This is a genomic window from Streptomyces viridosporus (genome assembly GCF_002078235.1).
GTDB classification, from domain to species: Bacteria; Actinomycetota; Actinomycetes; order Streptomycetales; family Streptomycetaceae; genus Streptomyces; species Streptomyces viridosporus.
Map to the genome: position 1 here is coordinate 26,999 of NZ_MSGP01000340.1, position 14,808 is coordinate 41,806.

Annotated in this window: 11 protein-coding genes; 10 read left to right on the forward strand and 1 reads right to left on the reverse strand. The window is 73.9% G+C overall.

What is annotated here, in order from left to right:
• Positions 1-127 precede the first annotated feature (127 nt).
• Positions 128-1,165: an Rv2578c family radical SAM protein gene (locus B7L92_RS23695; RefSeq protein ID WP_081239457.1), complete on the reverse strand. Its 1,038-nt coding sequence runs from the start codon at positions 1,163-1,165 to the stop codon at positions 128-130.
• 170 nt (positions 1,166-1,335) lie between these two features.
• Between B7L92_RS23695 and B7L92_RS23700 the strand changes: the two genes are divergently transcribed.
• From B7L92_RS23700 to B7L92_RS23745, 10 genes are all read left to right on the forward strand, one after another.
• Positions 1,336-1,779 carry an SRPBCC family protein gene (locus B7L92_RS23700; protein WP_081239458.1) on the forward strand — a complete coding sequence of 148 codons (444 nt, stop codon included), beginning with the start codon at positions 1,336-1,338 and terminating at the stop codon, positions 1,777-1,779.
• Between the two features lie 154 nt (positions 1,780-1,933).
• The gene (locus tag B7L92_RS23705) at positions 1,934-4,354 is read left to right on the forward strand and encodes an MFS transporter (protein WP_081239459.1); all 2,421 of its coding nucleotides are present in this window, start codon (positions 1,934-1,936) and stop codon (positions 4,352-4,354) included.
• A 211-nt stretch (positions 4,355-4,565) separates the two neighbouring features.
• Complete coding sequence (locus B7L92_RS23710; RefSeq protein ID WP_081239460.1) at positions 4,566-7,031, forward strand: SpoIIE family protein phosphatase; 2,466 nt, start codon at positions 4,566-4,568, stop codon at positions 7,029-7,031.
• Positions 7,032-7,240: 209 nt separating this feature from the next.
• Entirely contained in the window at positions 7,241-7,966 is a 726-nt protein-coding gene (locus B7L92_RS23715; protein WP_081239461.1) for a methyltransferase domain-containing protein, read from the forward strand.
• A gap of 116 nt (positions 7,967-8,082) precedes the next feature.
• A complete protein-coding gene (locus B7L92_RS23720; RefSeq protein ID WP_081239462.1) occupies positions 8,083-8,916 on the forward strand; it encodes a M55 family metallopeptidase in 834 nt (277 codons plus the stop codon).
• Positions 8,909-10,213, forward strand: a complete 1,305-nt coding sequence (locus B7L92_RS23725) for a M20/M25/M40 family metallo-hydrolase (protein WP_081239463.1) — start codon at positions 8,909-8,911, stop codon at positions 10,211-10,213. The genes B7L92_RS23720 and B7L92_RS23725 overlap by 8 nt, the downstream gene beginning before the upstream one ends.
• Before the next feature lie 3 nt (positions 10,214-10,216).
• Positions 10,217-12,181 (forward strand): prolyl oligopeptidase family serine peptidase, encoded by a 1,965-nt coding sequence (locus B7L92_RS23730; protein WP_107501584.1) that lies wholly within the window; start codon positions 10,217-10,219, stop codon positions 12,179-12,181.
• Positions 12,178-13,113 carry a S66 peptidase family protein gene (locus tag B7L92_RS23735; RefSeq protein ID WP_081239465.1) on the forward strand — a complete coding sequence of 312 codons (936 nt, stop codon included), beginning with the start codon at positions 12,178-12,180 and terminating at the stop codon, positions 13,111-13,113. The genes B7L92_RS23730 and B7L92_RS23735 overlap by 4 nt, the downstream gene beginning before the upstream one ends.
• A 138-nt stretch (positions 13,114-13,251) precedes the next feature.
• Positions 13,252-13,806, forward strand: coding sequence for a GNAT family N-acetyltransferase (locus tag B7L92_RS23740; RefSeq protein WP_081239466.1), 555 nt, complete (start codon positions 13,252-13,254; stop codon positions 13,804-13,806).
• Between the two features lie 87 nt (positions 13,807-13,893).
• Entirely contained in the window at positions 13,894-14,793 is a 900-nt protein-coding gene (locus B7L92_RS23745; protein WP_081239467.1) for an arginase family protein, read from the forward strand.
• Positions 14,794-14,808 lie beyond the last annotated feature (15 nt).

Genomic DNA, 14,808 nt, shown 5'->3' on the forward strand with positions numbered 1-14,808 from the left:
CCCGGGGCGGAGGGCTGCGGGCCGCGCGACGCACGGTCCACGCCGCATCGTTCCGGGGAGGGAACACGGTCGAACACATCCGGCCGGATCTTGACCCGATTGCGCCGACCGATGCGCTCGAACGCTCCTAGAGCAACGAGAGTTGGACCGGGCCGGACACCGGGGCGCCGGTCGGGCCGGGCGTCCTGACCCGTCGCGGCATTCCGGCGTCCGCGGGGCCGATGCGGTACTCCCGGGCCAGGTCGTGGACCTGACGGGTGATCCGGCGCTGGTACCACTTCGGGGCGTAGGCGCCCTCCGCGTACAGCCGCTCGTAGCGCCTCACCAGGTACGGATGGTGCCGCCCGAGCCAGGACATGAACCACTCGCGGGCACCGGGCCGCAGATGCAGCACCAGAGGGGTGACGGAGGTGGCGCCGGCGGCGGCGACCGCCCGTACGGTGGCCCGCAGTTGGTCCGGCCCGTCGCTCAGGAACGGGATCACCGGCGCCATCAGGACCCCGCAACCGATGCCGTGCGCGGCGAGCGTCCGGACGACCTCCAGCCGGCGCTCCGGCGCGGGCGTGCCCGGCTCGACCGTGCGCCACAGCCCCTCGTCGGTGAAGCCCACGGAGACCGAGATGCCGACGTCGGTCACCTCGGCGGCCTGCCGCAGCAGTTCCAGGTCGCGCAGGATCAGCGTGCCCTTGGTGAGGAGGGAGAAGGGGTTCGCGTGGTCGCGCAGGGCGGCGAGGATGCCCGGCATCAGCCGGTAGCGGCCCTCCGCGCGCTGGTAGCAGTCGACGTTCGTGCCCATCGCTATGTGCTCGCCCTGCCAGCGGGGGGAGGCGAGCCGGCGGCGCACCAGCTCCGGCGCGTTCACCTTGACGACGATCTGGCTGTCGAAGCCGAGCCCGGTGTCGAGGTCCAGGTAGCCGTGCGACTTCCTGGCGAAGCAGTAGACGCACGCGTGCGTACAGCCCCGGTAGGGGTTGACCGTCCACTCGAACGGCATGCGGGAGGCCCCCGGAACCCGGTTGACGATCGAGCGGGCCCGGATCTCGTGGAAGGTGATCCCGCGGAACTCCGGGGTGTCGAAGGTGCGGGTGGTCACCGCCTCCGCGCCGAACAGCGCGGCGTCGGCCCGGCTGTGTTCGGAGCCCGTGGCGAGGTTCTCCCAGCGCATGAAGCCTCCTCGGTAGCACTGGGCCACAGAATAGAACAAGTGTTCCCTTGATCGTGCGAGCGACATCTTCGGTCACCCTTCCGGTCACAAACGGACCCTCGATTTGGGTGACCGGACGAGGGGTGGTTGGCTTGCCCCGACCCCGGTAGTCCACGTCCTGGAGGAAAGCGATGGCGCAGGTCGAGTCCACTACGGAGCGGATCGTCGCGGCGGACGCGGAAACGGTGTTCGACGCCCTCGCCGACTACAGCGGCACGCGCGGGAGGGTGCTGCCCGAGCAGTACAGCGAGTACGAGGTCCGCGAGGGCGGCGACGGCGAGGGCACCCTCGTCCACTGGAAGCTCCAGGCCACCAGCAAGCGGGTGCGCGACTGCCTCCTGGAGGTCACCGAGCCGAGCGACGGCGAACTGGTCGAGAAGGACCGCAACTCCTCCATGGTCACCACCTGGCGGGTCACCCCGGCCGGCGAGGGCAGGTCCCGGGTCGTCGTGACCGCCACCTGGCAGGGCGCCGGCGGCATCGGCGGCTTCTTCGAGAAGACCTTCGCGCCCAAGGGCCTCGCCCGCATCCACGACGCCGTGCTGGCCCGGCTGGCCGCCGAGGTCGAGAAGTAGAGCACGTCAACTCCCAAGGTTGGGGCGGGAGTTGGCGTCTCACCGGTTCGGGTGATCTCTTCCTGACCTTTCCGGGTCCCGTAACTCGTCGCACTTGCTCGTAGTTGTCGCTTTCACGCGGGAATGGTGCGCAGTGCGACGAGGGGAGCGGCACGTGGGCGGGATCACTCTGACGCAGGACGAACCGGGCACGGCGGTCACGGCACCGACGGCCGGGGACCCGCCCCCGCCGCCGGTCCCGGAGCCGGCCGCGGAACCCGGGCTGAGCCCGCGCCGCGTGCGGCTGGTCTTCCTCGCGCTGATGCTGGCGCTGCTGCTCGCCGCCCTGGAGCAGATGATCGTCGCCACCGCGCTCCCGAAGATCGTCGGCGAGCTGCACGGACTGGACCGGATGTCCTGGGCGATCACCGCCTATCTGCTCACCGCCACCATCGGCCTGCCGATCTACGGCAAGCTCGGCGACCTGCTCGGCCGCAAGGGCGTCTTCCAGTTCGCGATCGTCGTCTTCGTCGTCGGCTCCGCGCTGGCCGGTCGCGCGTCGACCATGGACCAGCTGATCGCCTACCGCGCGGTGCAGGGCGTCGGCGCGGGCGGCCTGATGATCGGTGTCCAGGCGATCATCGCGGACATCGTGCCCGCGCGGGAGCGCGCCCGCTTCATGGGACTGATCGGCGCCGCCTTCGGCCTCGCGTCGGTCGCCGGGCCGCTGCTCGGCGGCTACTTCACCGACCACCTCTCCTGGCGCTGGTGCTTCTACGTCAACGTGCCCTTCGGGATCGTCACCCTGGCCGTCGTCGCCGTCGTGCTCAAGCTCCCGAAGCCGGCCGCGCGGCCCCGTCTCGACGTCCTCGGCTGCCTGCTGCTGGCCACCGCCTCCACCTGCCTGGTGCTGCTGACCAGTTGGGGCGGCACCGAGTACGCGTGGGACTCCCGGGTCGTCCTCGGCCTCGGCGCGGGCGCCGTGGCGGCCACCGTCCTCTTCCTGGTCGTCGAGCGCTTCGCCGTCGAACCCCTCATCCCGCTCAGGCTGTTCCGGGACTCCGTCTTCAACGTCACCGGCCTGGTGGGCCTGGTGGTCGGCGTCGCCCTGTTCGGGGCGGCCAGCTACCTGCCGACGTACCTGCAGATGGTCGACGGGGCCACCGCCACCGAGTCGGGGCTGCTGATGCTGCCCATGATGGCCGGCATCGTCGGCGCCTCGATCGTCTCCGGACAGCTCATCAGCCGCACCGGCCGGTACCGGACGCACCCCATCCTCGGTTCCGCCCTCTCCGTCGTCGGCATGTGGCTGCTGTCCCGCCTCGAGACGGACACGCCGCGGCTGCACTACAGCATCTGGATGGCGGTGCTCGGTACCGGTATCGGCATGGTGATGCCGGTGCTGGTCCTCGCCGTGCAGAACTCCGTGCGCCCCGCCGACCTCGGCACCGCCACCAGCGCCAACAACTACTTCCGGCAGATCGGCGGCAGCGTCGGCGCCGCCGTCTTCGGCACCCTCTTCGCCGACCGGCTCACCGACGCGCTCGGCGAGCACCTGCCCGCGCACGCGGGCGCCGCGCCGCCCGACGCCGAGTCCATCACCCCGCAGCTCGTGCACGCACTGCCGCCCGAGCTGCGCGACGCCTACATCCAGGCGTACGCCGACGCCATGCCGCGCATCTTCCTCTACCTGGTGCCGGTGCTCGTCCTCGGCCTGCTCATCGCCTTCTTCCTCAAGGAGAAACCACTGGTGTCCCACAACGTCCCCACCGCCGACCCGGCCCAGGAGGCCCCGCACCTCACCGGGCGCGTACCGCAGGCCCGTCCGTCGTACAACGGTGGCATCCCCGTCTGCGGCACCGTGCAGCATCCCGACGGGACCGCCGTACCGCGCGCGGCGCTCACCCTCATCGACGTCGCCGGGCAGCAGACCGGGCGGGGCGCCAGCGGCGAGGACGGGCGGTACGCGCTGGCCACGCCCGGCCCCGGAGCGTACGTCCTGATCGCCGCCGCGGGCGGCCACCAGCCGCAGGCGGTCTCCGTGACCGTCGGCGAGCGGCCCGTCGAACTGGACGTCGTCCTCGGCGGCGCGGGCCGCCTCGCCGGCAGCGTCCTCACCGCCGACGGCACCCCGGTGCGGGACGCCGCCGTCACGCTCACCAACGTCCACGGGGAGGTCGTCGCCAGCACCCGCAGCGGCCGGGAGGGCGGCTACGTCATCACCGAGCTGGTGGCCGGCGAGTACACCCTCGCCGCGAGCGCGCCCGCCTTCCGTCCGGCGGCCCTCCCCGTCACCGTCCAGGCGGCCCGGGAGACCCGGCAGGACGTCGAGCTCGCCGGCGGCGCGGTGCTGCGCGGCACGGTGCGGGCCGGCGGCGGACGGCCCGTCGAGGAGGCGCGCGTGACCCTGCTGGACGCGGCGGGCAACGTCGTCGACACCCTCACCACCGGACCCGACGGGACCTTCCGGTTCGTCGACCTCTCCTCCGGCGAGTACACCGTCATCGCCGCCGGCTACCCCCCGGTCGCCACCGTGCTCCAGGTCGCCGGCGGGGGCCGTACGGAACGCGACCTCCAGTTGGGGCACGAGGACTGAGCCGGCCGCCCGCGCGCGGGAGCGCACCGCGGCGAGTCCGGCACCCCGAGCCGTCGACAGGAGCCGGCCGCCCGCGCCGGCGGGAGCGCCCGCACACCCGCCGGCGCGGGCCCCCGCGGGCAATTCACGGGTTGCCGCACATCGCGACCGGCCGCCGCCGTACGGTGGTGACGGCGGTACAGATCTTGCCGGGGGAGAGAGGGCCTGGGCCATGGACCGTGGCACCGAGCAGGACGCACCTCCCGGCCATCGGGCCGGGCGCGGCACGGCGGCCGAACGCACCGACGCCGGCCGTGTCCCGCTGGCCGTCGTCGTGGTGGACCGCGGCGGACTCGTCTCCCACTGGAGCAGGGGTGCGCGGCGCCTGTTCGGGCTCGCCAGGGAGGAGGCGCTCGGCCGCCCGGCCGTCGACCTGCTGCCGGTCCTCGGAGCACTGCCCGAGGAAGGGGAAGAGGAGGACGAGGCCGTCCCGTACGGGGCGTACGCGGTCGACGACGGACCGGGCCCCGACCTCGGGGCCTCCCTCGGCCGGGGGCTCGCCTACCCGGCCGCGGGCCGTGCCCGGCTGGCCGTGCCCGGGCAGGACCGCGCCGACGTGCTGTGGTGGGCCTATCCGCTGGTGGGCCCGGGAGCGGAGCGGCTGCTGGTGCTGGCCGTCGGCGCGGACGGACTGCACACGGACGGCGCCGGCGCGTTCGAGCGCATCGCGCCCGGCTTCGCCCTGCACACCGACTTCCCCGGCTCCGAGGACCTCGCCCGCGAGCTCCCCGAGATCCTGCCCAGCATGAGTGTCGCCGACGGCGCCCGCATCGTCACGCAGGTACTCGAACTGGGTTACCCGGTCCTGGAGTTCAGCCAGAACGACCGGGTGCCGGTCACTCCCGACTGGGGTGTGCCCCGGCGGGTCGAGCGCCGGGAGCGCCGGGAGCGGGCCGCACGGGCGTCGGCGGCGGGCGAGCCGGTGCCCGAGGAACTCCGGGACGAGGGCGAGGACCTCGAGTACGCCGCCGTCCGGGAGCGCCTGGAGTTCCTCAACGAGGTCAGCTCCCGGATCGGCACCTCCCTCGACCTCGCGCGCACCATCGTCGAGGTCAGCAAGGCCGTCGTGCCCCGCTTCACCGACGTCGCCGGCACCTATCTGCGCGAACAGGTCGTCGCCGGCGAGGGGTTCGGCGACGGGGTGCCGGACACCACCACCCTGTGGCACCGGGTCGCCGTGGAGCACACCGACGAACCCGGCCGCTGGGACGACGTCGTCCCGGTCGGCGAGGCCATGCCCTTCCCGGCGCACACGCCGTTCTTCCAGTGCATGACCACCGGCGAACCCGTGCTGGTGCCGCGCATCAGCGAGGAGATGGGGCACGCCATCGCCTCGCAGTTCGACAAGCGCGACATCCGGCCGCTGATCACCGGCCGTTCCATGCTGGTGGTCCCGCTGAAGGCACGCACCGTCGTCCTCGGCTTCATGATCCTGCTGCGTCACCCCGAGCGGCAGGTCTTCAACGACATGGACCGGGTCACCGGTGCCGAACTCGCCGCCCGCGCCGGCCTCGTGCTCGACAACGCGCGCATGTACATGCACCAGGAGAACGTCGCCGAGACGCTCCAGGACAGCATGCTGCCGCACATCCCGCCGCGCATGGCGGGCTGCGACATCGCCACCCGCTACCTGCCGGGCACCCTGCTGGGCCGGGTCGGCGGCGACTGGTTCGACGCGGTGAAGCTGCCCGGCGCCCGCACCGCGCTCGTCGTCGGCGACGTCATGGGACACGGGCTGAACTCGGCGGCGATGATGGGGCAGTTGCGCACCGCCGTGCAGACCATGGCCGGACTGGACCTGCCGCCCGCGCAACTGCTGCGCAACCTCGACGACCTCGCCCAGCGGCTCGGCGACACCTATCTGGCGACCTGCCTGTACGCCGTGTACGACCCCGTCGCGGGTGAACTCCACCTCGCCAACGCCGGACACATACCGCCCGTCCTCGTCCGCGCCGCGGACGGGCGCAGTGAACTGCTCGACCTGCCCACCGGCGCGCCCATCGGCGTCGGCGGGGTGCCCTTCGAGGCGGTACGGGTGCGGGTGGAGCCCGGCGACCGCCTGGTGATGTGCACCGACGGGCTGGTCGAGGTGCGCGGCGAGGACATCGGTGTCGGGCTCGCCGCGCTGTGCGAGTCCGCCGCCCATCCGGCCGCCTCCATGGACGACGCCTGCGACACGATCATCCGCGCCCTGAACACGCGCGGCGGCCGCAAGGACGACGTGGCCCTGCTCATGGCCCGCCTGGGCGGCATCGGACCGGACGACGTCGCCGAGTGGCGGCTCACCCCCGAGCCGTCCGGGGTCCCCCGGGCGCGCGCGGCGGTCCGCGAGCAGGTGCGCACATGGGGACTGCCGGGGCTGGCCGGCACCGCGGAGCTGATGGTGAGCGAACTCGTCACCAACGCCGTACGGCACTCCCACACGGGTCCCGTCGCGGTGCGGCTGGTGCGCGCGGACACGCTGCTGTGCGAGGTGGAGGACGACGACCACGAGCTGCCGACGCTGCTCGACGCCCGCCCGGGGGACGAGTTCGGGCGCGGGCTGCGCGTGGTCAGCACCCTCGCGCGCGAGTGGGGGACGAGCCGGACGAAGTCCGGCAAGAGCGTGTGGTTCGAGCTGACGCTCCCACGGCGCTGAGCCGGTACCGCATGGAAGGCCGGCGTGCCGGAGAGGGGCGAGTACCGGTGTGCGGGAGAGAGGCGAGCACTGGTGTGCCGGAGAGGGGCGCGCGCCGGTGTGCCCGGGGGGGCGAACGAGCCGTGAAGGAATGCCCCGGGCGCTTGTCCGCGCGTCCGGGGCGCGATACACCGTACGGACGGGTCGGCGTCGCACCCCGGGGGGCGGGCATGAGCGTGACCGGTCGGTACCGGGAGGCCTGGGAGGGCTTCTGGCGCGAGGCGCCGGAGGAACCCGGCGCGGTGTTCTGGGACGCGGAGCCCGCCCTGGCGGCGGCCCGCCACCTGGCCCTGTTCGCACCGCACCTGTCCGATCCCGGCCTGCCCCTGGTGGACCTCGGCTGCGGCAACGGCACCCAGACCCGCTTCCTCGCCGACCGCTTCCCGCGCGTCCTCGGCGCCGACCTGTCCGCCGCCGCCCTGGACCGCGCCCGCCGCGCGGATCCGGCCGGCCGGGCCGCGTACCGGCAACTGGACGCCGCCGAGAAGAGCGCGACCCGGGCCCTGCACGGGGAGATCGGCGACGCCAACGTCCACGTGCGGGGTGTCCTGCACCAGTGCGAGGCCGGCGACCGGCAACCCCTGGTGGACGGCCTCGCCACCCTGGTCGGCGAACGCGGCCGCGCCTTCCTCGTCGAGCCCTCCCGGGCCGCCGGAGCGCTCCTGAAGGGCCTGGCGGCCGGACCCGCCGGCCCGCCGCCCAAGCTCGCGCCGGTCCTGCGGCACGGCATCGCTCCCGGTGAGGTGGACGACGCGGCGGTGCCCGAGTTCCTCACCGCGGCCGGGCTGACCGTGACGGCGGGCGGCACCCTGCCGCTGACCACCACGGAGCACGGCCCCGACGGCGTCCGCATCGTGCTGCCGTCCGCCTGGTACGTGGCGGGACGCACCGCGTAGGGCACGCGTGGCCGACGTGCCCGGTCCCGTGCCGGGCCGGACCGTTACCGGTCTGGACCAGTGAGAGTTATCCACAGGGTGGCCGGAAATCGGCCGGACCACGTAGCGTGTGCCGAATGAAGATCCTCATCAGCGCCGACATGGAGGGCGCCACCGGTGTCACCTGGCCGGCCGACGTGCTGCCGGGGACTCCCCAGTGGGAGCGGTGCCGGTCGATGTTCACCTCCGACGTCAACGCGGCCGTGCAGGGCTTCTTCGACGGCGGCGCCGACGAGGTGCTGATCAACGAGGCCCACTGGACCATGCGCAACCTGCTGCTGGAGCGGCTGGACGAACGGGCGCAGATGCTCACCGGGCGGCACAAGTCCCTGTCCATGGTCGAAGGCGTGCAGCACGGCGACGTCGACGGCATCGCGTTCATCGGCTACCACGCCGGCGCCGGCATGGAGGGCGTCCTCGCGCACACCTTCCTCGCCAACTCCATCACCGGTGTGTGGGTGAACGACGTACGGGCCAGCGAGGGCCTGCTCAACGCGCACGTGGTCGCCGAGTACGGCGTGCCGGTGGTGCTGGTCACCGGCGACGACGTCGCGTGCGAGGACGCGCTCGGCTACGCGCCCGAGGCGCGGAAGGTCGCCGTCAAGGACCATGTGTCGCGGTACGCCGCGGTCTGCCGCACACCGGCCAGGACGGCCGCCGACATCCGCGCGGCGGCGAAGGACGCGACCGCGCTGGCGGTGCGCCGGGAGCCGGTCGACGGCGGGCCGTTCACCGTGGCGGTGGAGTTCGACGCCGAGCACCTGGCGATGGCCGTGACCGTGGTGCCGGGCGTGGCCCGGACCGGGGAGCGGAAGGTCGCGTACACCAGCGCGACCATGTACGAGGGAATCCGCACCTTCAAGGCGGTCACCACGATCGCCTCGAACGCGGTGGAGGAGCAGTATGGCTGACGAGCGGGCCCTGGACGAGGTCGTGACGTTCACGTCCGACCTGATCCGGATCGACACCACCAACCGGGGCGGCGGCGACTGCCGGGAACGGCCCGCCGCCGAGTACGCCGCCGCGCGGCTCGCCGAGGCGGGACTGGAGCCGGTGCTCCTCGAACGCACCCCGGGCCGGACCAACGTCGTCGCGCGCCTGGAGGGCAGCGACCCGTCGGCCGACGCGCTGCTCGTGCACGGCCACCTGGACGTCGTACCGGCCGAGGCCGCCGACTGGAGCGTGCACCCGTTCTCCGGAGAGGTCCGCGACGGGGTCGTCTGGGGACGCGGCGCGGTCGACATGAAGAACATGGACGCGATGATCCTCGCCGTGGTGCGGGCCTGGGCCCGCCAGGGCGTGCGGCCCCGGCGCGATGTGGTGATCGCCTTCACCGCCGACGAGGAGGACAGCGCCGAGGACGGCTCCGGCTTCCTCGCCGACCGGCACGCCCACCTCTTCGAGGGCTGCACCGAGGGCGTCAGCGAATCGGGCGCGTTCACCTTCCACGACGGCGACGGGCGGCAGCTGTACCCGATCGCGGCCGGCGAGCGCGGCACGGGCTGGCTGAAGCTCACCGCCCGCGGCCGGGCCGGTCACGGCTCCAAGGTCAACCGGGACAACGCGGTGACCCGCCTGGCCGCCGCCGTTACCCGGATCGGCGAGCACGAGTGGCCGCTGCGGCTCACCCCGACCGTGCGGGCCGCGCTCACCGAACTCGCCGCCGTGTACGGCATCGAGACGGACCTGACCGACGTGGACGCGTTGCTGGACAAGCTCGGCACCGCCGCGAAGCTCGTCGAGGCCACCGTCCGCAACAGCGCCAACCCGACGATGCTGGACGCCGGTTACAAGGTCAACGTGATCCCCGGGGAGGCCGTGGCGTACGTCGACGGCCGGTTCCTGCCCGGCGGCGAGGACGAGTTCCGCGCGACCCTGGACCGGCTCACCGGACCGGACGTGGACTGGGAGTTCCACCACCGCGAGACGGCCCTCCAGTCGCCCGTGGACTCGCCGACGTACCGGCGGATGCGGGCCGCCGTGGAGGAGTTCGCCCCCGAGGGGCAGGTGGTGCCGTACTGCATGTCCGGCGGCACCGACGCCAAGCAGTTCTCGCGGCTGGGCATCACCGGCTACGGGTTCGCGCCGCTGAAGCTGCCGGAGGGCCTCGACTACCAGGCCCTGTTCCACGGGGTCGACGAGCGCGTCCCGGTCGAGGCGCTCCACTTCGGCGTCCGCGTCCTCGACCGGTTCCTGCGGACGGCCTGAGCGGTGGGGGAGACAGTGCGGATCCTGGCGTACGGCGAGTGGCCCTCGCCCATCGACGCGGCCACGGCCGCGGCGCACGACGGCAGCCCGGAGTACGCGGGCTTCGTCGGCGACGAGGTGTGGTGGACCGAGCCCCGGCCCGCCGAGGGCGGCCGGCGCACCCTGGTGCGGCGGCACTCCGACGGCACCGAGGAGTCCGTCCTGCCCGCGCCGTGGAACGTGCGCAGCCGGGTCATCGAGTACGGCGGCCGTCCCTGGGCCGGAACCGCGCGGGACGGCGGACCGCTCGTGGTGTTCGCGAACTTCGCCGACCAGCGCCTGTACCGGTACGAGCCGGGCGGCGAGCCGCGCCCGCTCACCCCGGTGTCCCCGGTCGGGCAGGGGCTGCGCTGGGCCGAGCCGGTGCTGCTGCCGGAGCGCGGCGAGGTGTGGTGCGTCCTGGAGGAGTTCACCGGCGAGGGGCCCAGCGACGTGCGCCGCGTCCTGGCCGCCGTACCGCTGGACGGCTCCGCCGCCGAGGACCGGGGCGCCGTGCGCGAACTGAGCGACGACCGGCACCGGTTCGTCACCGGACCGCGCCTGACGCCGGACGGGCGGCGCGCCGCCTGGCTCGCCTGGGACCACCCGCGCATGCCGTGGGACGGCACCGAGCTGCTCCTCGCCGACGTCACCCCCGACGGCACCCTCCAGGACGTCCGGACGGTCGCCGGCGGACCGGAGGAGTCCGTCGCCCAGGTGGACTGGACCCACGACGGCCGGCTGCTGTACGCGAGCGACCGCACCGGCTGGTGGAACCTCTACCGGGACGGGGAGGCGCTCTGCCCGCGCGAGGAGGAGTTCGGCGGGCCGCTGTGGAAGCTGGGGTCACGCTGGTTCGCCCCGCTGGACAGCGGTCTGATCGCCGTGGTGCACGGCCGGGGCGCCGCCGCCCTCGGCATACTCGACCCCGAGACCGGCGAGGTCGTCGACGCCGCCGGGCCCTGGACCGAGTTCACGCCCACCCTCGCGGCGCACGGCGAGCGGGTCGTCGCCGTCGGGGCCGGCCCGCGCAGCGCCCACGAGGTGGTGGAGCTGGACACCAGGACGGGCAGGGCCCGGGTGATCGGCTCCGCGCACCAGGACGCCGTGGACCCCGCGTACTACCCCGAGCCGTACAGCCGCACGTTCACCGGGCCGGACGGCCGTGAGATCCACGCCCACGTCCACCCGCCGCACCACCCCGGGTGCGCCGGCCCCGCGGACGAGAAGCCCCCGTACGTGATCTGGGCGCACGGCGGCCCCACCGGCCGTTCGCCGCTGGTGCTCGACCTGGAGATCGCCTACTTCACCTCGCGCGGCATCGGCGTCGCCGAGGTCAACTACGGCGGCTCGACCGGATACGGGCGCGCGTACCGCAACCGGCTGCGCGGGCAGTGGGGCGTGGTCGACGTCGAGGACTGCGCCGCTGTCGCGCTGGCCCTCGCCGACGAGGGCACCGCCGACCGCGAACGGCTCGCCGTCCGGGGCGGCAGCGCCGGCGGCTGGACCACGGCCGCCTCCCTCACCACGACCGACGTCTACGCCTGCGGCACCATCATCTACCCGGTGCTCGACCTCACCGGCTGGGGCACCGGGGAGACCCACGACTTCGAGTCCCAGTACCTGGAGGGCCTGATCGGCCCGCGCGCCGAGGTCCCCGAACGGTACGAGGAACGCTCGCCCGTCGCCCGCGCCGACCGGCTCACCGCGCCGTTCGTCCTGCTCCAGGGCCTGGACGACGTGATCTGCCCGCCCGTGCAGTGCGAGCGGTTCCTGGCCCGGCTGGCCGGCCGGGGAGTACCGCACGCCTACCTCGCCTTCGAGGGGGAGGGGCACGGGTTCCGCCGCGCGGAGACCATGATCCGCGCACTCGAGGCGGAACTCTCCCTGTACGCCCAGGTGTTCGGACTGAAGGTGCCGGACGTCCCGGTCCTGGAGCTCGCCGGATGAGCCGGGTGGAACCGCTGCGACGGCCGGCCCGACTGGCCCCCGGCGCCCGGGTGGCCGTCGTCGCGCCCAGCGGCCCGGTGCCCGAGGAACGGCTCCGGGCCGGGCTCGAGGTGCTGCGCGACTGGGGCCTCGACCCCGTGGTGGCACCCCATGTCCTGGACCGGCACGGCGCGTTCGGCTACCTGGCGGGCGCCGACGCCGACCGGGCCGCCGACCTGCAGTCCGCCTGGTGCGACCCGGCCGTCGACGCGGTGATCTGCGCCCGCGGCGGCTACGGCGTGCAGCGCATGGTCGACCTGCTCGACTGGACCGCGATGCGGGCGGCCGGGCCGAAGGTGTTCGTCGGCTTCAGCGACATCACCGCGCTGCACGAGGCGTTCGCGGTCCGGCTCGGCCTGGTCACGCTGCACGGCCCGATGGCCGCGGGCGTCGACTTCACCAAGAACGCGCGGGCGCAGGACCACCTCAGGGCCACCCTCTTCGCCCCCGAGACCGTCCGCACCATCCACTCCGACGGCACCGCGCTCGTCCCCGGGCGGGCGCGCGGGGTCACGCTCGGGGGCTGCCTCTCGCTGCTCGCCGCCGACCTCGGCACCCCGCACGCCCGACCCGGCGCGCGCGGCGGGCTGCTGTGCCTGGAGGACGTGGGGGAGGAGACGTACCGGCTGGACCGCTGCCTCACCCAGCTGCTGCGGGCCGGCTGGCTGGACGGGGTCTCGGGGCTGCTGCTCGGGTCCTGGGCGCAGTGCGAGCCGTACGACCGGGTGCGGGCGCTGCTCGCCGACCGGCTCGGCGGCCTCGGCGTACCGGTGGCCGAACAGTTCGGGTTCGGGCACTGCGACGACGCGCTCACCGTGCCGTTCGGCGTCGCGGCCGAACTCGACGCCGACGCGGGGACGCTCACGCTGGACGAACCGGCGCTCGGCGACTGAGCACCCGCCCGGCCCGGTCCCCGCACGGACCGGGCCGGTCGCCCGCCGGGAGGGCCCGGGGGACCCCGGAAGTCCGGTGGCCCGGGGCCCGTGATGTCCTCGCACGGCGGTGTCGGCGGCCTCCCGTAGGGTGGCGGGATGCCGCACACCTCGTCCCCGTACCTCGCGGAGGGCCCCCGCGTGGGCATCCGCCGCTTCACCCGCGCGGACGGCACCGAGTTCACCGCCCGCGTCCGGGAGAGCAAGGACCTGCACCACCCCTGGCTGTTCCCGCCGGACGACCTCTCGGCGTACTCCGCGTACGCGGGGCGGCTGATCGAGGACCCCACGAAGGCGGGCTTCCTGGTCTGCGAGAAGGAGGCGGACGGCGCCCTCGCCGGGTTCATCAACATCAACAACATCGTCGGGGGCGGCTTCCGGTGCGGCGCGCTGGGCTACGGGGCCTTCGCGCACGCGGCGGGGCGCGGGCTGATGCGCGAGGCGCTGGACCTCGTCGTGCGGTACGCCTTCGGCCCGATGGGGCTGCACCGGCTGGAGATCAACGTGCAGCCCGGCAACGCCGCGTCCATCGCCCTGGCCCGCGCCTGCGGCTTCCGCCTCGAGGGCTTTTCGCCGAAGATGCTCTTCGTCGACGGCGCCTGGCGCGACCACGAACGCTGGGCGATCACCAGCGAGATGACGGCCTCCGGCTGACGGCGCACGACCGGGCCGCCGTCCGCCGGACCGCGCGAGGTGGCCGAAGTCGTTGAAGGCGTCACCGCCGTCGGCGAGGATGATCACATGAGGAACATCGTCGTGGTGGACGCCCCCTCCAACCTGGGTCTGCGTCCACCCGCCCCCGGTACCGTGCCCGGCTGCCACAAGCTCGCCGGCGCACTGCGTGAGCAGCGGATCGTGCAGCGGCTGAAGGCCGTGGAGGGCGGGGTGGTGGTGCCGCCGCGCTACGACCGGGGCGACTGGCGGGAGGGCGACGGCGTCTTCAACGCGGCCGCCCTCGCCGCCTACACCCGCAAGCTCGCCGACCGGGTCGAACACCACGTCCGCGCCGGCGATCTGCTCGTCGTCCTCGGCGGTGACTGCTCCGTCCAGCTCGGCGCCTCCCTCGCGCTGCGCCGCCTCGGCCGGTACGGGCTGGTCGCCGTGGACGCCTCCCCGGACTTCCGGCACCCCGGCAACTCCGACCGCGTCGGCGCCGCCGGCGGCGAGGAGGTCGCACTGGCCACCGGGCGCGGACAGGAGGACCTCACCGACCTGGAGGGGCTGCGGCCCTATCTGCGCGACGAGGACGTGCGGTTCTTCGGCATCCGCGACTACTTCGAGGACGAACGCGCCGAACTCGCCGCCCTGAAGATCCCCGTCGTCACCGTCGGCGACCTGCGGGAATGGGGTGCCGACGCCCTCGCCCGCGCCACCGCCCAGTCCTACGCCGCGCCCGGACTCGACGGGTTCTGGGTGCACCTGGACGCCGACGTCCTCGACCCCTCCGTCATGCCCGCCGTCGACAGCCCCGACCCGGGCGGCCTCGAACCGGACGAACTCCTCGCCCTACTGCGCCCGTTGCTCGCCGCACCGCAGTGCGTCGGCATCACCGTCACCATCTACGACCCCGACCTCGACCCGGACGCGACGGCCGGCGCGCTCCTCGCCGACACCCTGGTGTCCGCCTTTGCGCAATCCTGACCCGTGACGCCCCTG

Coding starts and splice junctions, on each gene's coding strand:
- B7L92_RS23700 (WP_081239458.1), top strand. CDS start 1,336: ATGGCGCAGGTCGAGTCCACTACGGAGCGGATCGTCGCGGCGGACGCG.
- B7L92_RS23725 (WP_081239463.1), top strand. CDS start 8,909: ATGGCTGACGAGCGGGCCCTGGACGAGGTCGTGACGTTCACGTCCGAC.
- B7L92_RS23715 (WP_081239461.1), top strand. CDS start 7,241: ATGAGCGTGACCGGTCGGTACCGGGAGGCCTGGGAGGGCTTCTGGCGC.
- B7L92_RS23695 (WP_081239457.1), bottom strand. CDS start 1,165: ATGCGCTGGGAGAACCTCGCCACGGGCTCCGAACACAGCCGGGCCGAC.
- B7L92_RS23740 (WP_081239466.1), top strand. CDS start 13,252: ATGCCGCACACCTCGTCCCCGTACCTCGCGGAGGGCCCCCGCGTGGGC.
- B7L92_RS23735 (WP_081239465.1), top strand. CDS start 12,178: ATGAGCCGGGTGGAACCGCTGCGACGGCCGGCCCGACTGGCCCCCGGC.
- B7L92_RS23745 (WP_081239467.1), top strand. CDS start 13,894: ATGAGGAACATCGTCGTGGTGGACGCCCCCTCCAACCTGGGTCTGCGT.
- B7L92_RS23710 (WP_081239460.1), top strand. CDS start 4,566: ATGGACCGTGGCACCGAGCAGGACGCACCTCCCGGCCATCGGGCCGGG.
- B7L92_RS23720 (WP_081239462.1), top strand. CDS start 8,083: ATGAAGATCCTCATCAGCGCCGACATGGAGGGCGCCACCGGTGTCACC.